This window comes from Kitasatospora sp. NPDC001540 (assembly GCF_042894345.1).
GTDB classification, from domain to species: Bacteria; Actinomycetota; Actinomycetes; order Streptomycetales; family Streptomycetaceae; genus Kitasatospora; species Kitasatospora phosalacinea_C.
Window position 1 is genome coordinate 33,898 of the sequence record NZ_JBIAVO010000009.1, and the last position, 18,339, is coordinate 52,236.

The following is an 18,339-nucleotide window of genomic DNA, read 5'->3' on the forward strand; positions in this document are numbered from 1 at the left end:
GTCATCGGTGGGGGTCATCGGTGGGCGCCCAGGGCGGCCAGCGGGTCGACGGCGGTGATCCGGCGCACCGCGAGGGCCGCGCCCAGCAGGCCCAGCAGCACCATCGCGGCCACCGGGACGGCCACCGTCAGGCCGCCCGCGTCGAACGGCACCGCGGCCGAGGCGAACACCCCGCCGAGCGCGCCCAGCGCCCCGCCCAGCAGCGCACCCGCCAGCAGGACGGCCGCCGCCTGCGCCAGCGCGTCCCGCACCAGGTAGCCGCTGGACGCGCCGACGGCTTTGAGCACCGCGATGTCCGGGCGGCGCTGCACCGTCCACACCGTGAAGAACGCGCCCACCACCAGGGCGCTCACCGCGAACAGGAAGCCCTGGATCAGCTGCAGGCTGCCCTGCTCCGCCGCGTACCCGTTGACGCCCGCCAGCGCGTCCTCCAGCGACACCGCCCGCAGGTCGGCGGGCAGGCCGTGCGGGAGGCCGTGCGGGAGGCCGCGCAGCGCGAGGGCGGTGGGCTGCTGCTGGCCGGAGACCCGCTGCCAGGTCGACGGGGTGGTCCACACGCTCGGGGCGTGCGAGAGCGAACGCGCCTCGGTGACCGCCGAGACCGTCAACCGCTGCGCGCCGAGCGTCACCCGGCTGCCCGGGGCGAGGTGGTACGCGGCGGCCGTGTCGGCGCCCACCGCGAGCTCGCCGTCCGCCGGGGCCGCGCCCCGGGCCAGCGGCGGCAGCAGCGCCGCGTCCGTGCCCAGCACGCTCACCGAGGCCGCGCCGCCGTCCGCCGTCAGCCGGGACATCGCCACCCCCAGCGGGTGCACCTCGCCCGCGCCCGCCGCGGCCACCGCCGCCCGCTGGCTCGGCGACACCGTGCTGGAGGCGAACGACACCTCGGCGTCCGCACCCGCCGGGGCGCCGAACACCACGCCGTCCGCCGGGAGTTCGGCGACCGCCGAGGACGCCGCCGAGGCCAGGCCGCCGGTCAGGCCGTACAGGAACACCACCAGGGTCGTGATCAAGGTGACCACCGCGCCCATCAGGGCGAACCGCCCACGGGCGAAGCGGATGTCACGCAGGGCGACGAACACGGGAGACCTTTCGGAGGGGAGCGGGAGGGGAAGGCGGTTCCAGCGTGGACCGGCGCGGCCCCGCTGCCATCGGGGAGACGGACGGAGCCCGTACCCGCCGAGGGGTGCACCCGGAAATCCATCGAAGGGTTGATGCCGCGGCGGCCCCCGGGCCGACCTGCGCCCCGTACCCTCGGAAGGCGTGCCCCGTAACGAACCGCAGGCCGCACCGGCCGGCCCGACGCCCGCGCTGCGCCTGGCCAGCCTCGCCGTGCACGGCCTGTTCCTCGCCCTGCTCGCCGTCCTGCTCGCCCGCGCCGCCGCCGACGGGGCGCTCGGCCCGGCCGGATGGGCCACCGCCGGGGCGCTCGCCGCCGGGTACGCCGCCGGGGGCGTCCTGCGCCGGATCCGCACCTCGCGCACCCTCGGCGCCGCCTGGCTGCTCGCCGTCGCCGCGCTGTGGATCGCCCTCACCCTCCAGCACCCCGAGTTCAGCTACCTCGCCTTCCCGCTGTACTTCGTCTGCCTGCACGTCCTGCCGCCGCGCTACGCCCTGCCCGCCGTCGCCGCCCTCACCGCCGCCGTCCTCGCCGCCCAGACCACCACCCCCGGCGGGCTCACCACCGCCAAGGTCATCGGCCCGCTCGCCGGACTCGCCGTCGCCCTGCTCACCGCGTACGGCTACGCCGCCCTCTACCGGGAGAGCCGCGCCCGCCAGCAGCTCATCGACGACCTGGTCCGCACCCGCGACGAACTCGCCGCCAGCCAGCGCGAAGCCGGGCGCCTCGCCGAACGCCAGCGCCTCGCCCGCGAGATCCACGACACCCTCGCGCAGGGCCTGGCCGGCATCGTCCTGCTCGCCCGCGAGGCCCGGGGCGCCGACGGCGGCGGTACGGACGCCGCCGCACCGCTGCTCGACGAGATCGAACGCACCGCCTCCGCCAACCTCGCCGAGGCCCGCCGCTTCGTCCACGCCCTCACCCCGCCCGCGCTCGACGGCACCACCCTCGCCGACGCCCTGCGCCGCCTCGCCGACGGCGCGGACGCCGCCTTCCACCGCGACGGCGAGCCGTACCCGCTGCCCGTCGAGGCCGAGGTCGCGCTGCTGCGCCTCACCCAGGAGGCCCTCGCCAACGCCGTCCGGCACGCCCACGCCGCGCACGTCGCCGTCACCCTCGCCTACCTCGACGACGCCGTCACCCTCGACGTCTACGACGACGGCACCGGCTTCGACCCCGCCACCGCACCCGCCCCCGGCTCCTTCGGGCTGCACGGCATGCACGAACGCATCGCCGCCCTCGGCGGCACCCTCACCGTCGAGTCCGCCCCCGGCGAGGGCACCGCCGTGGCCGCGACGCTCCCGCTGCGCGCCGATCGGCCCCCGTCCGTCGAGCGGGTGGCGGACGGAGCGCGCTCGGAGGCCGGACGGTTCTCCGCGGCGGGGGTGCGACGGTGATCCGGGTGATGGTGGTGGACGACCACCCCGTGGTCCGGCGCGGCCTGCGCGCCGTGGTGGAGGACCTGCCCGAGGTCGCCGCCGTCGGCGAGGCCGCGGACGGCGCCGCCGCCCTCGACCTGCTCGCCGCCCTGCCGGCCGAGCGGCGCCCCCACGTCGTCCTGATGGACCTCCAGATGGGCACCGGCATGCACGGCGTCGAGGCCACCCGCCGGATCACCGCGCTGCCCGACCCGCCCGCCGTCCTGGTCCTCACCACCTACTCCACCGACGCCGACATCCTCGCCGCCGTCGAAGCCGGGGCGACCGGCTACCTCCTCAAGGACGCCCCGCCCGAGGAGCTCGCCGCCGCCGTCCACGCCACCGCCCGCGGCGAGACCGTCCTCGCCCCGCCCGTCGCCGCCCGCCTCCTCGGCCGCGTCCGGGCCGGGCGCCCCTCGCTCTCCCCGCGCGAGACGGAGATCCTGCAACTGCTCGCCGAGGGCCTGCCGAACCGGCAGATCTCCAAGCGGCTCTTCATCAGCGAGGCGACGGTCAAGACCCACCTGGTGCACATCTACGACAAACTCGGCGTGGACTCCCGCACCTCGGCCATCGCGGCCGGCCTCTCGGCCGGTCTGGTCCGCGCCGCGGGGCGCTGAGCGGGCGCCCGCCCCTGCCGGGGACCCGACCGGAGCGGGCAGGGGATGTCGGGTGCGGCGGGGGCGGCGGTCCCTAGGGTCGGCGGTAAGGAAAGGGAAGGGGAGCCGGGTGCTGGAGCGGTTGAACCAGGCGATGGAGCACGTCGAGGAGCACCTCGACGGGCGGCTGGAGGTGGCCGAGCTGGCGCGGATCACCGCGACGTCGGAGTACCACTTCCGGCGGCTGTTCTCGTCGCTGGCGGGGATGCCGCTGTCGGAGTACGTGCGGCGCAGGCGGCTGACCGTCGCGGCGGCCGAGGTGCTGGCCGGGGAGCCGTCGCTGCTGGACGTCGCGGTGCGCTACGGGTACGGCTCGGGGGAGGCCTTCGCCCGGGCGTTCCGCGCCCTGCACGGGGTCGGCCCCGGCGAGGCGCGGCGCAGCGGCGCGGTGCTGAACGCGCAGCCCCGGCTGTCCTTCCGACTCGTCGTCGAAGGGAGTACCACCATGCGGTACCGCATCGTGGAGAAGGAAGCGTTCCGGGTCGTGGGCAAGAAGGCCCGGGTCCCGTTGATCCACGAGGGGGTCAACCCGCACATCCTCGAGCACGTCCGGAGCATCCCGGCGGAGACCTCGCGGCGGATCGCCGCGCTCTCCGACCAGGACCCGGAGGGCGTGGTGTCGGCGACCGTACGACTGCCCGGGGTCGGGCCGGACGGGCTGGTCGGGGCGGACGGGCCGGACGGTTTCGCGGAGGGCAGCCTGCTGGACTACTACCACGCGGTGGTGAGCGGGGCCGCCGAGGTCCCCGCCGACCTCGACGTGCTGGAGTGCCCGGCGGGCAGTTGGGCGGTGTTCGAGAACACCGGGCCGTTCCCGCAGGCGCTGCAGCAGATGTGGGCCGAGGTGGCGGCCCGGTGGATCCCGTCCAACCCCTACGAGTACCGGCCCGGCCCGGAGATCCTGCGCGTCCGGCCGGTGCAGGACGACCCGGAGCAGTCGCAGGCGCAGCTGTGGATCCCGGTCGTCCGGACGGGGGCGGCGGGGGTCGCGGGAGGAGTGGGGGCGGGTGGTGCGGCGGGTGCGTGAACTCGCCCTGAGGCAGGCCGCCGGATGGGTTCCGTCCGGCGAACTGCCGTGGGCCGCAGCCGAGTTGCCGGCCACCGGGGAGGACTCTCCGGCGCTGCGGGCCGGAGCGGGCCGGAGCGGGCGGTAGCGGGCGGGAGGGGGAGGCGGAGCTGCGGGCGGCCGCGGCCCTGCTCGCCGGGCGGTGAAGGGGTGGTGGAGGGGTGGGGAGGGGCGGGGGTGTGGAAGGATTCGGGGCATGGTTGCCCAGCATCCCCGCCCGTCCGCGCGGGTCGGGCGGCCCCGTGCGCTGGGGCCCTCGGAGAGTGAACTGTCGCCCCGCGACCAGGTGTTGGCCGCGGCCGCGGAGCTGTTCACCGAGAACGGCTACGCGGCGACCACCACCCGGGCGGTGGCGGAGAAGGCCGGGCTGCGACAGGCGTCGATGTACCACTACTTCGCGCGCAAGGAGGACATCCTCGCCACCCTGCTGGAGTCCACCGTCGAGCCCTCGCTGCAACTCGCCACCGCGCTGCTCGCCCGCCCCGGGGCCGACCCGGCCGCCCGGCTGTGGGCGCTGGCCTCGGCCGACGCGGCGCTGCTGCACCGCGGCCTGTACAACCTCGGCGCGCTCTACCAACTGCCCGAGGTGCGCGGCGAGCGCTTCGCCGGGTTCCGCGGAGCCCGCGCCCGACTCCGCGCCGCGTACGGCGAGTTGCTGCGCCTGATCGCCCCGGACGAGCCCGGCCGCGAGCTGCGCTGCGACCTGCTGCTGGGCCTGGTGGAGGGCGGCGTCGCGGTGGTCCGCGACCGGGGGCGGGGGAGCGGGGACGGGAGCGGCGGCGAGGCCGGAGGCGGGTACGGGACGGCGGAGGTCGGGGCGGCCGTGGCCGACGCGGTGCTGCGGCTGGCCGGGTGCGACCGGGCCGCCCGGGAGGCGGCGGCCCTGGCCGGTCGCGAACTGGCCTGAGCGTGGGGGGGGGCGGGGCGGACGTCCCGGCCCGTCGTGCGGGCGGGCCCGGACGTCCGGCTGCCGGTGGATCAGGCGAACTGGCCCGGGACGTAGTCGCCGGCGGGCTGCCGGATCAGCACGTTGACCCGGTTGTACGCGTTGATCAGCGCGATCAGGCCGACCAGCGCGGTCAGCTGCTCCTCGTCGTAGTGCTTGGCGGCCTCGGCCCAGGCCTCGTCGCTGACGCCGCCCGCGGCGTCCGCGATCCGGGTGCCCTGCTCGGTGAGCTCCAGGGCGGCCCGCTCGGCCTCGGTGAAGACGTTGGCCTCGCGCCAGGCGGCGACCAGGTTGAGCCGCAGCTGGGTCTCCCCGGCGTGCGCGGCGTCCTTGGTGTGCATGTCGGTGCAGAAACCGCACCCGTTGATCTGGCTGGCGCGGATCTTCACCAGCTCCTGGGTGCTCATCGGCAGGGCGGACAGGCCCAGGGCGTGACCGGCCGAGTTGATGTGCTTGAGGAACTTCGCGCCGAGCGGGTTGCCGAAGTAGTTGAGACGTGCGTCCACGGTGGTGGCTCCTTGTGGTGTGTTCCGTGCTTCTACAAGGTCTGACCCCGCAGCCACCCGGGGTGTGACAGGGGGCCGGTGTGACGCCCGTCACGCTACCGGCGGGGCGACGTTCCACCGCGAAGGCAGGTCGGAATCGCAGAAGACGCACACGAAGAACCCTTCCTGCACCACGGAAACCTCCCCGCAGGCCGGGCACCGGCGGAACACCACCGGGTGGGTGAGACCGCCCGGGTGCCCGGCCCCGGCCCGCTCCAGCGCCGCCGCGACCGCGGGCCAGCACGCGGTGTCCGGGCAGTAGCCGGTCGACAGGTTCGACACCTCCACCGCCCGGTGGCCGCCCCCGTCCACCGCCGCGAAGCCCATCTCGCCCGCGGCCAGCACCGCCCCGCCGCCCGCGCACGCCACGTGCTCGCTGCGCCGGTCCGCGAGCCGCAGCACCCCGTCCGTCCCCACCGTGTACGTGAACGGTCCGGCCGGGTCCGGCTGCCGGCCCAGCCAGGCGGACAGCTCCGCGGCCGAGGCGACCGGCGTCCCCGGCGGGGCGCTGCGGGCCGCGTCGCGGATGTCCGGCGGGCCGACGTAGCGGTAGGCGCGGTGGTGGGCGGGAAGGGTCGCCGGGGGAGGGGTCATCGGGGGAGGGCGTCGGCGGTGGTGGGGGGTGCGGGCACGGGCGTGGAGCCGTCGGGGAAGGGTGCGAGGAAGGCGACCAGGACGGTCGCGGCCAGGCCGACCGCCAGCAGGAGGCGCGAGAGGCGGGACGCGGAACGGCCGCAGAGGTGGGCGGCGGCGGCGAAGCAGGCCGCCAGGTACGGGGAGGCCAGCAGCCACGGGTGCGGCAGGTCGAAGGTCACCAGGGTCAGCGGGCGCAGCAGCAGCACGGACAGCGCGCCCGCGACGTACACCGTGCTCCACACCCGTTCCACCCCGGCGCGGCCCAGCAGCAGGCGGCCGAGCACGACGAACACCAGCGGTGCCGTCACGGCGAGCCACAACTCGGTGTCCGGCAGGCAGAGGGGGTACTCGCAGCTGCGTTCCGAGAGCACCGCCGCCCATGCTTCCAGCAGGGCGACCACCCCCAGCGCCGCGCCCGCCAGCGCCGCCCGCGCCCTCGGTCCGAACCGGTCGATCCCCACGCGCACCCCTCCTGTGCTCCGGACGGCCGCGCCACCGTAGCAGGCCGTCGCGTCGAGGACGGTTCGACCGCGGACGTAGGGTGGACGCGCAGCAGGACCGGCCGGGTTGCGGCGGGTGCGGTGGGGAGAGAAGAGAGGCGGAGGGACGCGATGGGCTTCGACTGGACGGTGCCACTGGTCGCCGCACCGATGGCGGGCGGGGCGAGCACCCCCGCGCTGGTCGCCGCCGTCAACGGCGCGGGCGGCCTCGGCTTCCTGGCCGCGGGCTACCGGAACGCGCAGGAGATGAGCCGACAGGTCGCCGGGACGCGGGAGTTGACCGACCGGCCGATCGGCGTCAACCTCTTCGTCCCCGGCCCGCCCGCCGCGCCCGGAGCGGTCGACGCCTACCGCGAACGGCTGCGGCCCGAGGCGGTGCGGCGGGGCGTCGAACTGCCCGCCGTGATCCCGCCCGACCGCGACGACTGGGACGCCAAGCTCGACGCGCTGCTGCACGGCCCCGCCCGGGGCGTCGCGTGGCTGTCGTACACCTTCGGCCTGCCCGAACCCGCCGAGGCCGCCGCCGTCCGCGCGGCCGGAATCCGCCAACTCGGCACCGTCACCAGCCCCGAGGAGGCCCGCGCCGCGACCGCGCTCGGCCTCGACGCCCTGGTCGTCCAGGGCCCCGAGGCCGGCGGGCACCGGGCCACCCACCGCGCCGAGGACCCGCCCGGCACCCTCCCGCTGCTGCAACTCCTGGGCGCGGTGCGGGAGGTGACGTCGCTTCCGCTCATCGCCGCGGGCGGGCTGGGCAGCGGGGCGGCGATCGCCGCGGCCCTCGCGGCGGGTGCGACGGGCGTCCAGCTCGGCACCGCGTACCTGCGCACCGACGAGTCCGGGGCCTCCGCCGCGCACCGCCGGGCCCTCGTCGAGCTGGACGCCACCACCGTCACCCGCGCGTTCACCGGGCGCCCGGCCCGCGGGCTGCGCAACGCCTTCATCGAGCGGCACGAGGGTCACGCCCCGGCGGCGTATCCGGAGGTGCACCACCTCACCCAGCCGCTCAGGGCTGCCGCGAGCCGGGCGGAGGACCTGACGGCGATGCACCTCTGGGCGGGGACCGCCCACCGCGAGGCCCGCGAGGGCGGCGCGGCGGAGGTCACGCGGGAGTTGTGGCGGGACGCGCTGCGGAGGGGGTGAAGGTAGGGGCGCGGAGAACTGCGCGCTGCGGAAGTGGCACGTCAGCGGGGTCGCGGGATAGTGCAACCGGCTGTCCTGCGTCGCGATCTGGCTGTGGGGGATCGGTTGGCCGCGCAGTTCCTCGCGCCCCTGGTGTCGCGTTTCCCGGTGGTGCGTTTCCTGGTGTCGCGTTCGCCGTCGGGATTTCAGCTCAGGAGGTCGGCCATCCAGGATTCGACGGCGGTGGCCTCGCGGGGGAGGGCGTCGGACATCAGGCGGGCTCCGTCGGCGGTGATGACGAGGTCGTCCTCGATGCGGACGCCGATGCCGCGGAGTTCGGGGGGCAGGGTGAGGTCGTCGGGCTGGAGGTAGAGGCCGGGTTCGACGGTGAGGACCATGCCCTCCTCCAGGACGCCGTCCAGGTAGGTTCCGGCGCGGGCCTTGGCGCAGTCGTGGACGTCGAGGCCGAGCATGTGGCCGCTGCCGCAGAGGGTGTAGCGGCGGTAGAGGCCGGAGTCCTCGTGGAGGGCCTCCTCGGCGGAGACCGGGAGCAGGCCCCACTCGGCGAGGCCCTCGGCGATGACGCGCATGCCGGCGCGGTGGAACTCGCGGAAGGAGGCGCCGGGGCGGAGGGTGGCGATGCCGGCGCTCTGGGCGGCGAGGACGAGGTCGTAGACGTCGCGCTGGGCGGGGGTGAAGGTGCCGGAGAGGGGGAGGGTGCGGGTGATGTCGGCGGTGTAGAGGGTGTCGGTCTCGACCCCGGCGTCGAGGAGCAGCAGCGCGGTGGGATCGAGCGGGCCGTCGTTGCGGATCCAGTGCAGGACGCAGGCGTGGGCGCCGGAGGCGACGATGGTCTCGTAGCCGGTGCCGTTGCCCTCGGCGCGGGCGCGGGCGTTGAAGGCGCCTTCGATCACGCGTTCGCCGCGGTGGTGGCGCAGGGCGGCGGGCAGGGCGCGGACGGCGTCGGCGAAGCCCGCGGTGGTGTGGTCGACGGAGAGCTGGAGCTGTTCGATCTCCCAGGCGTCCTTGACCAGCCGCAGTTCGGCCAGGGCGGCGGCCAACTGGCCGTCGCGCAGGGTGTGTTCGGCCCGGGGCCGGTCGGCCAGGGCGTCCAGGACCGGGTCGACGCCGGTCAGGACGCGGGTGGGGACGGAGCCGGTGAACAGCTTGGGCAGGTCGTCGAGGTGGGCGGTGCGCAGACCGGTGAGCTGGGCGGCCTCGCGGAGGTCGGCGCGGCGGCCGACCCAGAACTCGCCGTAGCGGCGGTCGCGGTAGAACTCGGCGGAGCCGCCGGAGCGGTCGGAGCGGGGGCGCAGGTAGAGGACGGGTTCGCCGTCGGGCTCGACCACCAGGACGTGGCCGACCTGCTCCTCGCCGGTCAGGCCGGTGAGGTGGGCGTAGGCGCTGTGCGGGCGGAAGCGGTGGTCGCAGTCGTTGCTGCGGACCTTCAACTGCCCGGCGGGGACGAGGAGTCGCTCGCCCGGGAAGGCGACGGCGAGCCTGTCGCGGCGGGCCGGGAAGTGGGGGTGGCCGGGGACGCGCTCGTCGGCGGGCAGCGGGGTGGCGGCCCACTGGCCGGCCATGTAGGCCTCCAGTGCGGGGGTGACCGGGAGGTCGTGGCTGCCGGTGTTCAGGGTGGGCTGGTCGGCCATCGTCGGGGGCTCCTCTGACCTGGCTGGTCTGGGTCAACGTGCTTGTCGGGCAGGGAAGTTGCACCACCTGGGCGGGTCTCGCAACGACACGGGTCGGTAACGGTCCCGCCCCTCCGTTGCGCAGTGCAATTTCACATTACTATGTTACGGGTCACACCTCAGAGCGGGCCAGACCCCGGGCGGCACAGATCCCCCGTTGAACGGCAGACCGGCCCCCATTCCCGGAGTTGCACATGAACAGGCGTTCCCACGCCGCCCTCGCGGCGGCCATCGCGGCATCCCTCACCCTCGGCCTCGGTGCGTGCGGCGGCAACGGCGGCGACCACGGCAGCGGCGACCAGCAGGGCGTGGTCACCGAGGGCAACGGCATCGTCGGCGGCACGCCGGTGAAGGGCGGCACCCTCACCATCCTGTCGAACCAGGACTTCGACCAGCTCGACCCGGCCCGCAACTGGACCATGCCGGTCATGGACGTCGGCGTCCGGATGCTCTACCGCACCCTGACCACCTTCAGGGCCGCCCCCGGCGCCGAGGGCCTCAAGGTCGAACCCGACCTCGCCACCGACCTCGGCACCCCCAGCGACGGCGCCCGGACCTGGACCTTCCACCTGAAGGACGGCCTCACCTACGAGGACGGCACCCCGATCGTCGCCGAGGACATCAAGTACAACGTCGAGCGCTCGTTCTCCCCCGAACTGGCCGGCGGCCCCGACTACGCGGCCCGCTACCTGGCCGGCGTCGACGGCTACCAGGGCCCGCTGGGCGGCAAGCGGCTGGGCAAGGAGTCCATCGAGGTCCCGGACGCCAGGACCATCGTCTTCCACCTCAGGCGCCCGGTCGCCGAGTTCGCCCAGACCGCCACCCTGCCGACCTTCTCGCCCGTCCCGCAGGCCAAGGAGACCGGCGCCAACTACTCCAACCACCCGGTCTCCTCCGGCCCGTACAGGATCGAGAGCTACGACCGGGGCAAGCGCATGGTGCTCGTCCGCAACACCCACTGGGACCCGAACTCCGACCCGGTGCGCAAGGCGTACCCGGACAAGATCGTCGTCGACCAGACCCTCAAGGGCACCGGCATCGCCGACCGCCTGATCGCCGACCAGGGCGACGACAAGAACGCCGTCTCCTACGTCGACCTGCTGCCCGCCAAGATGTCCGAGGTGCTCACCAACCCGGAGGTCAAGAAGCGGCTGGTCAGCGAGAACGGCGGCTGCACCACCATGCTCGACATGAACACCACCAAGGCGCCGTTCGACAACGCCAAGGTGCGCCGGGCCATGCAGTACGCGGTGGACAAGGAGTCCTTCGCCGCCGCGATGGGCGGCCCGGCGTTCACCGACGTCGCCACCACCTACCTGCCCCCGGCGCTCACCAGCGGCGCCCCCGTCGACCACTTCATGATCAAGCCCGCGGGCGACCCGGAGAAGGCCAGGCAACTGCTCGCCGAGGCGGGCCTGCCGAACGGCTTCGACACCGAGATGGTCACCTCCACCGGCGGCAAGCAGCAGGCCGAGGCGGTCCAGGCCGCCCTGAAGCGGGTCGGCGTGAACGTCACCATCACCACCGTCGACCCGACCGCCGTCAACTCCATCGTCGGCGACAAGGACAAGCAGCCCGGCCTGGCCCAGCTCGGCTGGTGTCCCGACTACCCGTCGGCCGCCACCTTCCTGCCGATGATCTACGACGGCCGGCAGGTCAAGGACAAGGGCAACAACGGCAACATGACCCGGTACAACGACCCCGAGGTCAACGCCGAACTCGACCGGATCGCCGACCTGTCGGACCTCCAGCAGGCCAACGCCGCCTGGCTCGCCCTGGACGCCAGGATCATGGACGCCTCGCCCGCCGTCCCGCTGGTGTGGCAGAAGAAGCCGCTGCTGGTCGGCTCCAACGTCGCCGGGGCCTTCGGCTCGCCGATCTGGTCCGCCCAGATCGACTACGCCACCATCGGCCTCAAGTCCGTCAAGTAAGGCGGGAGTTGCCCCCATGACCACCCCGCTCGCCCCGGCCCCGGCCGGGGGAGCGGGGGCCCCGGACACCTCCCGGGCCCCCGCCGCCCCCGCCTCCCCCCGGGCCCTCGCCCTGCACCGCCTGCGCCGCCAGAGGACCGCCAAGGCCGGCGCCGCCGTCATCGCCTTCTTCGTCCTCGCCGCCCTCCTCGCCCCGGTGCTCACCGCGATCAGCGGCACCACCCCGGACGCCGTCGACAAGAAGGCCGTCGACCCCTACCTCGGCGGCCTGCCCCGCGGCCCCCTCGGCGGCGTCAGCGCCGACCACTGGCTCGGCGTCGAACCGATGCTCGGCCGCGACGTCTTCGCCCGGCTGCTGTACGGCGCCCAGATCAGCCTGCTGGTCGCCTGCGTCTCCGCCCTGCTGATCACCCTGATCGGCACCGTCCTGGGCATCACCGCGGGCTACTTCGGCGGCCGCACCGACGCCGTCATCAGCCGCTCCATGGACGTCATGATGTCCTTCCCCAGCCTGATCTTCATGATCGCGCTGCTCTCCGTCGCCCGGGACGTCAACCGGGTGCTCCTGCTGATCGGCGTGATGTCGCTGTTCTCCTGGCCCTACATCGCCCGCGTCGTGCGCGGCCAGACCCTCTCGCTCAAGCACCGCGAGTACGTCGAGGCCGCCCGTGCCAGCGGCACCACCAACCGCCGCATCCTGTTCGGCGAGATCCTGCCCAACCTCACCGGCACCGTCATCGTCTACGTCACCCTCGCCGTCCCCGGCCTGATCGGCACCGAGGCCGCGCTGTCCTTCCTCGGCGTGGGCATCCGCCCGCCCACGCCCTCCTGGGGCCAGATGATCTCCGACGCGGTGCTCTACTACAAGGTCGACCCGATGTTCTTCGTCCTGCCCAGCGCCTGCCTGTTCCTGGTGGTCCTGGCCTTCACCCTGGTCGGCGACGCCCTGCGGGACGCCCTCGACCCGAAGGGCGGCCGGACGTGATCGGATTCCTGCTGCGGCGCCTGCTCGCGATGGCCGCCACCCTGCTCGCGGTCTGCGCGCTCACCTTCGCCGTCTTCTACCTGCTGCCCAGCGACCCCGCCGCCCAGTTCTGCGGCAAGGACTGCTCCACCGAGCGGATCGAACTCGTCCGGCAGCAACTCGGCCTGGCCGACCCGCTGTTCGTCCAGTTCTGGCACTACGTCACCGCCGTCTTCGCGGGCCGCTCCTACGGCACCGGCCCGTACGCCGTCCAGTGCCACTTCCCCTGCTTCGGCTACTCCTTCCAGTCCGCCCAGCCCGTCTGGGACCTCATGACGGACCGGCTGCCCACCAGCGTCTCGCTCGCCCTCGGCGCGGCCGTCCTCTGGCTCGTCCTCGGCGTCGGCGCCGGAGTGCTCTCCGCCCTGCGCCGCGGCACCTGGCTCGACCGCACCCTGATGGTCGGCACCATCGGCATCGCCGCCCTGCCGGTCTACTTCACCGCGATGATCCTGCTCTACCTGGTCGTCACCGTCGCCGGGATCCTCCCCTACCCCCGCTACATCGCCTTCGGCGAGGACCCGGCGGGCTGGGTCACCAACCTGATCCTCCCGTGGATCGCCCTCGCCCTGCTGTACGCCGCCATCTACGCCCGGATGACCCGCAACTCCGTCATCGAGACCATGGCCGAACCGTACGTCCGCACCGCCCGCGCCAAGGGCCTGCGCGAGCGCCGCGTCGTCGGCCGGCACGGACTGCGCCCCGCCCTCACCCCCGTCGCCACCATGCTCGGCATGGACCTCGGCGGACTGCTGGCCGGCGCCCTCATCACCGAATCGCTGTTCAGCCTCCCCGGCATCGGCAAGCTCTTCGCCGACTCCCTCAACAAGGCCGACCAGCCGGTGATCATGGGCATCACCCTGCTCGCCTCCTTCTTCATCGTCAGCTCCAACCTGGTCGTGGACCTCGTCTACGCCTGGATCGACCCGAGGGCGAGGCTGTCATGACCCCCCACCCGCTGCTCGAAGTACGCGACCTCGCGGTCGAGTTCACCACCGAGGAAGGCCCCGTCCGGGCCGTCAAGGGCGTCGACTTCACCGTCGAACGCGGCCGCACCCTCGGCATCGTCGGCGAATCCGGCTCCGGGAAGTCCGTCACCTCGCTCGCCGTCATGGGCCTGCACCGGGGCGCCACCGTCACCGGCTCCGCCCGGCTCGACGGCACCGAACTCGTCGGCGCCCCCGACGAACGGCTCCGCAGGCTCCGCGGCCGCCGGATGGCGATGGTGTTCCAGGACGCCCTCACCGCCCTGCACCCCTACTTCACCGTCGGCGACCAGATCGCCGAGGCCTACCGCGAGCACTTCGGCGGCACCCGCAAGGCCGCCCTCGCCCGCGCCGTCGACGTCCTCGGCGACGTCGGCATCCCCGAACCCGCCCGCCGGGCCGACGAGTACCCGCACCAGTTCTCCGGCGGCATGCGCCAGCGCGCCATGATCGCGCTCGCCCTCTCCTGCGAACCCGACCTGGTCATCGCCGACGAACCCACCACCGCCCTCGACGTCACCGTCCAGGCCCAGGTGCTCGAACTCCTGATGCGCCTGCAGCGGGAACGCGGACTCGGCATCGTCATGATCACCCACGACCTCGGCGTCATCGCCCGCGTCGCCGACGACGTGCTCGTCATGTACGGCGGATCCGCCGTCGAACAGGCCCCCGCCGACACCCTCTTCCGCACCCCCCGGCACCCCTACACCCGCGGCCTGCTCGACTCGCTGCCCCGCCTCGACGCCGAACGGGGCACCGAACTGCGCTCCATCCCCGGCAGCCCGCCCTCCCTGCTCGCCCCGCCCGCCGGCTGCGCCTTCCACCCGCGCTGCGCCGTCCACGCGGCCCGACCCGATGCCCGCTGCACCGGCGAGCGCCCCCCGCTGCGCACCGTCGCCGACGGCCACCGCAGCGCGTGCGTCCACGACGAGGTGACCGCATGACCACCGAGACCGCCCCGCTCACCGACGCCGCGGACCCCGGCGCCCCCGACGCCCTGCTCAGCGTCCGCGACCTCGGCATGACCTTCCCCGGCCCGCGCGGCACCCTGCGCCGCCGCCCCGGCGTCCGCGCCGTCGACGGCGTCAGCTTCGACGTCCGGCCCGGCGAGACGCTCGGCCTGGTCGGCGAGTCCGGCTGCGGCAAGTCCACCACCGGACGGATGCTGGTGCGGCTGCTCGACCCCACCGCCGGGACGGTCAGCTTCCGCGGCCAGGACATCACCCGGACCCCGCAGCACCGGCTGCGGCCGCTGCGCAGCCGGTTCCAGATGATCTTCCAGGACCCGTTCGCCTCGCTCAACCCGCGGCAGACCGTCCAGCAGATCGTCGCCGCACCGCTGCGCGCCCAGGGCGAGAGCAGGCAGAAGATCCAGGCCGAGGTCCGCGACCTGGTCCGGCTCGTCGGCCTCGCCCCCGAACACCTGGAGCGCTACCCGCACCAGTTCTCCGGCGGCCAGGCCCAGCGCATCGGCATCGCCCGCGCCCTCGCCACCCGCCCCGAACTCGTCGTCGCCGACGAACCCGTCTCCGCGCTCGACGTCTCCATCCAGGCCCAGATCGTCGGCCTGATGGAACGCCTCCAGGCCGAACTCGGCGTCGCCTACGTGTTCATCGCGCACGACCTCGCCGTGGTCAGGCACATCAGCCACCGCGTCGCCGTCATGTACCTCGGCCGGATCGTCGAGATCGGCGACCAGCGGCAGGTCTACGACCACCCCGCCCACCCGTACACCAAGGCGCTGCTCTCCGCCGTCCCGCTGCCCGACCCCGCCGCAGAACGCGCCCGCGAACGCATCGTGCTGCTCGGCGACCCGCCCAGCCCCGCCGACCCGCCCGGCGGCTGCACCTTCCACCCGCGCTGCCCCAAGGCGCGGGAGCTCTGCCGGACCGAGGCCCCGCCGCTCGCCCTCCACGGGCCCGGGCGGCAGGTCGCCTGCCACTTCCCCGAGGCGTAGCCCCACCGCGACCGACCCGCCCACGACGTAAGGAACCACCGCGTGACCGCGCTGTCCTGGGACGGCTCCGCACCGCCGTCCGGCCGCACCGAGACCACCCGCACCGTCGACGCCGGACCGCTCGCGCTGCGGGTCACCGCCGTCGGCGGCGACACCGCACCGGCCGTGACCGTCACCGCACCGGGCGGCCCCGGCGTGCTGCTGGTCGAGGCCGCCACCGACGCCCCGGGCGCCCGGCTGCGGATCGAGTGGCAACTGCCCTGCACCGGCGCCACCGGCTACTGGACGCCCCACGCCAACACCCGCTGGCTGCCCCCGAGTTGGGCCACGCCCCGGGAGGCCTCGCTGCCCAAGGGCGCCCCCGTCGGCAGCCTGGTCGGCCCCGGCGACGCCGCCCTGTGCACCTTCGCGGTCGGCGAACTCGTCCGCCCCGTCACCATCGGCGAGGGCGCCGTCGAGGAGACCGGCCGCTACAGCTGGTGGGTCGAGCAGGACGGCCCGCGCCTCGCCCTGCGCCTGGACCTGAGCGGACGCCACTTCGCCGACACCGTACGGGAGTCGGCCGCCTGGTGGGCCACCCTCGCCCCCGTCCGGCCCGTCCCCGACGCCGCGTTCGAGCCGGTCTTCTGCACCTGGTACGCGCTGCACCTGGCGATGACCTCCGCCGACGTCGAACGCCTCGCCGAACTCGCCGCCCCGCTCGGCTTCCGCACGCTGATCGTCGACGACGGCTGGCAGACCGACGAGCGCACCCGCTCCTACGCCACCACCGGCGACTGGCGGCCCGCCCCGCGCGACTTCCCCGACTTCGCCGGACACGTCCGCCGGATCCGGGCCCTCGGCCTCACCTACCTGCTCTGGTACGCCCTCCCGTTCGTCGGCGACCGCAGCGCCGCCGCGCAGCGGCTGGCCGGGCACACCCTCGCCCACCTGCCGCCGCTGGAGACCTTCCTGCTCGACCCGCGCAGCCCCACCGTCCGCGCCCACCAGGTCGAACGGCTCGCCGCCGCCGTCGAACGGCACGGCGTGGACGGCCTCAAGATCGACTTCATCGACGCCTTCGCCCACCGGCCCGCGCCCGGCACCGCGCCCGGCGCCGCCCTCGACACCGCCACGCCGGAAGCGGACTGCGTCACCGTCGCGGAGGGCGTGCAGCGCCTGCTGGCCGCACTCGACGCCCGGCTGCGGGCCGCCCGCCCCGACGTCCTGGTCGAGCACCGCCAGGACTACCAGGGTCCCGGCCTGTGGCCCTACGCCACCATGGTCCGGGCCACCGACTGCCCGCATGGCGCGGTCGAGAACCGCGTCCGCACCGCCGACCTGCGGCTCACCGCCGGACCGCTCGCCGTGCACGCCGACCCGCTGACCTGGCACCCGCAGGAGAGCCCCGAGCAGATCGCCGTCCTGCTCCAGTCGGTGCTGTTCGCCACCGCCCAGGTCTCCGTCGACCTCACCGCCCAGAGCGCCGGGCAACTGACCGCCCTGGCCTTCTGGCTGAGCGTCATGAAGGAGCACCGCACCCTGCTCCAGCGCGGCGAACTGCGCCCGCACCGCCCCGAGTTGGCCTACCCCGTGATCGAGGCCCGGAACGGCGCCGAACTGGCCTTCGGCCGGTACGCGCCGCTGCCGCTGCGGGCCCGCGGCGAGTGGGAGCTGCTGCTGGTCGCCAACGCCGACCAGGACACCCTGGTGCGGATCGGGTTCGACCGCGCCCCCGGCACCGTCGACCTGCTGGTCCAGGACTGCCGGGGCGGGACGGTCGCCCGGGCGCAGACCCCGGTCGGGGGGACGGAGCTGTCCGTCCGCGTCCCCACCGGGGGTCTGCTCACCCTGCGCAGGTAGGACGCAGGTAGGACCGGGAGGGGCCGGGGCCTCAGACCTCCAGGTCGGCCTCGATCTTCTTCAACTGGTGCCGGGCCATCGCCAGGTTGGCCCGGTTCCGGTCCAGCGCCAGGTACAGGAACAGGCCCTTGCCGGTGCGCGAGGTCAGCGGCCGGATCAGGTGGTACTGGGTGGAGAGGCTGATCAGGATGTCCTCGATCGCCTCGTTCAGGTTCAGCAGCTCCATCGCGCGCAGCTTGGCCCGCACCACGTCGGTGTTGCCCGCGGCCGCGACGTTCAGGTCCAGCTCCGGACCGCCGCCGATGGTGCCCAGCGCCATCCCGCTGTTGTAGTCGACCAGGGCGACGCCGATGGTGCCGTCGATCGCGGCCATCAGGTCCTTCAGTGCAGTTTCCACAGCAGCCATTTTTTCCAAGTACCTCTTCCGTGAAAGGAACTGACGCCCCGTCAGGTCTCTGGTGCGACGGGTGCGCCGTGGGATGGGATGAGCGTCGGGGGTCAGAAGGTCGTCCGGTCGAGGTCGGCGTCGGCCAGGGCCGCTATCCGGGCCCCGGCCCGGCGGGCCTCCAGGTGCAGCCGCCCCACGTTGGCCTGCGAACCGGCCAGCAGGGTCAGCACCGTGTACGCGCCCGCCGCGTACGTCGCGGTGTAGCCGCGCTCGCCGCGGGTGATCAGCTCCCGGAAGGCGCCCTGCCCGGTCGCCTCGGTGAGCCGCGACCCCACGCCCAGCGCGGCGGCGGTCAGCGCGGCCACGCCCTCCGCCTCCAGAGCGGCGGCGTCGTGCGCCACCACCAGGCCGTCGATGGTCGCCACCAGCGAACCGGTCAGGTGCGGGATCCTCGCCCGCAGGCCCTGCAGTTCGGCCTTCACCTCGGCTTCCGGCAGCACGGGGGTCCTCCTCG

General features: G+C 74.5%; 18 protein-coding genes. 11 read left to right on the plus strand and 7 right to left on the minus strand.

Annotation, left to right across the window (positions count from 1 at the left end; translation table 11 throughout):
• Window positions 1-14: 14 nt before the first annotated feature.
• Window positions 15-1,079, minus strand: a complete 1,065-nt coding sequence (locus ACFY00_RS13675; protein WP_388030764.1) for an FtsX-like permease family protein — start codon at window positions 1,077-1,079, stop codon at window positions 15-17.
• A 181-nt stretch (window positions 1,080-1,260) separates the two neighbouring features.
• Here ACFY00_RS13675 and ACFY00_RS13680 point away from each other — a divergent pair, with 181 nt between their 5' ends.
• The 4 genes from ACFY00_RS13680 to ACFY00_RS13695 all read left to right on the plus strand — a co-directional run bounded on the left by ACFY00_RS13680 (window position 1,261) and on the right by ACFY00_RS13695 (window position 5,167).
• Window positions 1,261-2,514: a sensor histidine kinase gene (locus tag ACFY00_RS13680; protein ID WP_388030766.1), complete on the plus strand. Its 1,254-nt coding sequence runs from the start codon at window positions 1,261-1,263 to the stop codon at window positions 2,512-2,514.
• Window positions 2,511-3,155, plus strand: a complete 645-nt coding sequence (locus ACFY00_RS13685; protein WP_388030769.1) for a response regulator — start codon at window positions 2,511-2,513, stop codon at window positions 3,153-3,155. Before ACFY00_RS13680 ends, ACFY00_RS13685 begins: the two co-directional genes overlap by 4 nt.
• A 109-nt stretch (window positions 3,156-3,264) precedes the next feature.
• Complete coding sequence (locus ACFY00_RS13690; RefSeq protein WP_388030771.1) at window positions 3,265-4,221, plus strand: helix-turn-helix domain-containing protein; 957 nt, start codon at window positions 3,265-3,267, stop codon at window positions 4,219-4,221.
• A 235-nt stretch (window positions 4,222-4,456) separates the two neighbouring features.
• The gene (locus ACFY00_RS13695) at window positions 4,457-5,167 is read left to right on the plus strand and encodes a TetR/AcrR family transcriptional regulator (RefSeq protein ID WP_388030774.1); all 711 of its coding nucleotides are present in this window, start codon (window positions 4,457-4,459) and stop codon (window positions 5,165-5,167) included.
• A 71-nt stretch (window positions 5,168-5,238) separates the two neighbouring features.
• Here ACFY00_RS13695 and ACFY00_RS13700 read toward each other — a convergent pair whose 3' ends face one another.
• The 3 genes from ACFY00_RS13700 to ACFY00_RS13710 form a co-directional block, all read right to left on the minus strand.
• Window positions 5,239-5,712, minus strand: coding sequence for a carboxymuconolactone decarboxylase family protein (locus tag ACFY00_RS13700; protein WP_388030775.1), 474 nt, complete (start codon window positions 5,710-5,712; stop codon window positions 5,239-5,241).
• Between the two features lie 90 nt (window positions 5,713-5,802).
• Complete coding sequence (locus ACFY00_RS13705) at window positions 5,803-6,345, minus strand: hypothetical protein (RefSeq protein ID WP_388030778.1); 543 nt, start codon at window positions 6,343-6,345, stop codon at window positions 5,803-5,805.
• Window positions 6,342-6,848, minus strand: a complete 507-nt coding sequence (locus ACFY00_RS13710; protein ID WP_388030780.1) for a hypothetical protein — start codon at window positions 6,846-6,848, stop codon at window positions 6,342-6,344. Before ACFY00_RS13710 ends, ACFY00_RS13705 begins: the two co-directional genes overlap by 4 nt.
• 150 nt (window positions 6,849-6,998) lie before the next feature.
• Here ACFY00_RS13710 and ACFY00_RS13715 point away from each other — a divergent pair, with 150 nt between their 5' ends.
• Window positions 6,999-8,027: a nitronate monooxygenase gene (locus tag ACFY00_RS13715; protein WP_388030782.1), complete on the plus strand. Its 1,029-nt coding sequence runs from the start codon at window positions 6,999-7,001 to the stop codon at window positions 8,025-8,027.
• A gap of 185 nt (window positions 8,028-8,212) precedes the next feature.
• Here ACFY00_RS13715 and ACFY00_RS13720 read toward each other — a convergent pair whose 3' ends face one another.
• Window positions 8,213-9,658, minus strand: a complete 1,446-nt coding sequence (locus ACFY00_RS13720) for an aminopeptidase P family protein (RefSeq protein WP_388030784.1) — start codon at window positions 9,656-9,658, stop codon at window positions 8,213-8,215.
• Between the two features lie 233 nt (window positions 9,659-9,891).
• On the opposite strand from ACFY00_RS13720, the gene ACFY00_RS13725 reads away from it, so the two are divergent.
• Genes ACFY00_RS13725 through ACFY00_RS13750 form a run of 6 tightly spaced genes read left to right on the plus strand, consistent with a single transcriptional unit; the run spans window position 9,892 to window position 17,437 of the window.
• On the plus strand, window positions 9,892-11,628 hold the full coding sequence (locus ACFY00_RS13725; RefSeq protein ID WP_388030787.1) for an ABC transporter substrate-binding protein: 1,737 nt from the start codon (window positions 9,892-9,894) through the stop codon (window positions 11,626-11,628).
• Between the two features lie 16 nt (window positions 11,629-11,644).
• A complete protein-coding gene (locus tag ACFY00_RS13730) occupies window positions 11,645-12,613 on the plus strand; it encodes an ABC transporter permease (protein ID WP_388030789.1) in 969 nt (322 codons plus the stop codon).
• The gene (locus ACFY00_RS13735; RefSeq protein ID WP_388030790.1) at window positions 12,610-13,599 is read left to right on the plus strand and encodes an ABC transporter permease; all 990 of its coding nucleotides are present in this window, start codon (window positions 12,610-12,612) and stop codon (window positions 13,597-13,599) included. The genes ACFY00_RS13730 and ACFY00_RS13735 overlap by 4 nt, the downstream gene beginning before the upstream one ends.
• Window positions 13,596-14,582, plus strand: a complete 987-nt coding sequence (locus ACFY00_RS13740; protein ID WP_388030793.1) for an ABC transporter ATP-binding protein — start codon at window positions 13,596-13,598, stop codon at window positions 14,580-14,582. Before ACFY00_RS13735 ends, ACFY00_RS13740 begins: the two co-directional genes overlap by 4 nt.
• The gene (locus ACFY00_RS13745) at window positions 14,579-15,595 is read left to right on the plus strand and encodes an ABC transporter ATP-binding protein (RefSeq protein WP_388030795.1); all 1,017 of its coding nucleotides are present in this window, start codon (window positions 14,579-14,581) and stop codon (window positions 15,593-15,595) included. The genes ACFY00_RS13740 and ACFY00_RS13745 overlap by 4 nt, the downstream gene beginning before the upstream one ends.
• Before the next feature lie 42 nt (window positions 15,596-15,637).
• Window positions 15,638-17,437, plus strand: a complete 1,800-nt coding sequence (locus ACFY00_RS13750) for a glycoside hydrolase family 36 protein (RefSeq protein ID WP_388030797.1) — start codon at window positions 15,638-15,640, stop codon at window positions 17,435-17,437.
• Window positions 17,438-17,468: 31 nt separating this feature from the next.
• On the opposite strand, the gene ACFY00_RS13755 is transcribed toward ACFY00_RS13750, so the two are convergent.
• Window positions 17,469-17,843 carry a hypothetical protein gene (locus ACFY00_RS13755; RefSeq protein ID WP_285737700.1) on the minus strand — a complete coding sequence of 125 codons (375 nt, stop codon included), beginning with the start codon at window positions 17,841-17,843 and terminating at the stop codon, window positions 17,469-17,471.
• A gap of 92 nt (window positions 17,844-17,935) precedes the next feature.
• A complete protein-coding gene (locus ACFY00_RS13760) occupies window positions 17,936-18,325 on the minus strand; it encodes a roadblock/LC7 domain-containing protein (protein ID WP_388030799.1) in 390 nt (129 codons plus the stop codon).
• Between the last annotated feature and the right edge of the window lie 14 nt (window positions 18,326-18,339).

What these genes read in the sequence shown, in the direction of transcription:
- ACFY00_RS13725 (WP_388030787.1), top strand. Translation starts at nt 9,892, where the DNA reads ATGAACAGGCGTTCCCACGCCGCCCTCGCGGCGGCCATCGCGGCATCC.
- ACFY00_RS13715 (WP_388030782.1), top strand. Translation starts at nt 6,999, where the DNA reads ATGGGCTTCGACTGGACGGTGCCACTGGTCGCCGCACCGATGGCGGGC.
- ACFY00_RS13695 (WP_388030774.1), top strand. Translation starts at nt 4,457, where the DNA reads ATGGTTGCCCAGCATCCCCGCCCGTCCGCGCGGGTCGGGCGGCCCCGT.
- ACFY00_RS13740 (WP_388030793.1), top strand. Translation starts at nt 13,596, where the DNA reads ATGACCCCCCACCCGCTGCTCGAAGTACGCGACCTCGCGGTCGAGTTC.
- ACFY00_RS13720 (WP_388030784.1), bottom strand. Translation starts at nt 9,658, where the DNA reads ATGGCCGACCAGCCCACCCTGAACACCGGCAGCCACGACCTCCCGGTC.
- ACFY00_RS13755 (WP_285737700.1), bottom strand. Translation starts at nt 17,843, where the DNA reads ATGGCTGCTGTGGAAACTGCACTGAAGGACCTGATGGCCGCGATCGAC.
- ACFY00_RS13745 (WP_388030795.1), top strand. Translation starts at nt 14,579, where the DNA reads ATGACCACCGAGACCGCCCCGCTCACCGACGCCGCGGACCCCGGCGCC.
- ACFY00_RS13705 (WP_388030778.1), bottom strand. Translation starts at nt 6,345, where the DNA reads ATGACCCCTCCCCCGGCGACCCTTCCCGCCCACCACCGCGCCTACCGC.
- ACFY00_RS13730 (WP_388030789.1), top strand. Translation starts at nt 11,645, where the DNA reads ATGACCACCCCGCTCGCCCCGGCCCCGGCCGGGGGAGCGGGGGCCCCG.